The 495-nt window shown below is 51.5% G+C and carries 1 protein-coding gene; it reads left to right on the forward strand.

Going from position 1 to position 495, the window contains the following annotated elements; genetic code table 11:
• Positions 1-495: hypothetical protein (locus ACTHUF_RS11095; protein WP_440407717.1), on the forward strand; the 495-nt coding region annotated here is incomplete at both ends.

Raw genomic sequence — 495 nt, forward strand, 5'->3', positions numbered from 1 at the left:
TGTGTTGTTTGTTGTTTTTTTGGGTGTGGGTGGTGGGGGGGGTGGTGTGTTGGGGGGGGTGGTGTGGTTGGGGTGGGTTTTGTTTTGTTTGTTTGGTTGTTTTGTGTTGGGTGTGGTGGTTGGGTTTGGGTGGTTGGGGTGGTGGGTGTTTGTGTTGTTTTGTTGTTTTGGGGTTTGTTTGGGGGTTTTGTTGTTGGTGTTGGTGTTTGTGTTGGGGTGTGTGGTGGTGGTGGTGTGGGTGTTGGGGTTTGTGGTTGTTGTTGTTGTGTTGGGGGTGTGGGGTTGTTGTTGGGGTTGGGTTGGTTGGTTGGGTGGGGGGGGTTGTTTTTTTGTGGGGTTGTGTGTTTGGGGGGGTGGGTTTTCTGTTTTTGGTGGTTGTTGTTTTTGTTTTGTGTTGGGGTGGGTGGGGGTGGGGTTGTTTTGGGGGTTGTTGTTGTGTTGGGTGTGTGTTTGGTTTGTGGTTTGGGTGTTGTTGGGGGTTGTGGTGTGTTGGGT

The organism is Neisseria sp. P0024.S006, from assembly GCF_051956595.1.
Lineage (GTDB): Bacteria > Pseudomonadota > Gammaproteobacteria > Burkholderiales > Neisseriaceae > Neisseria.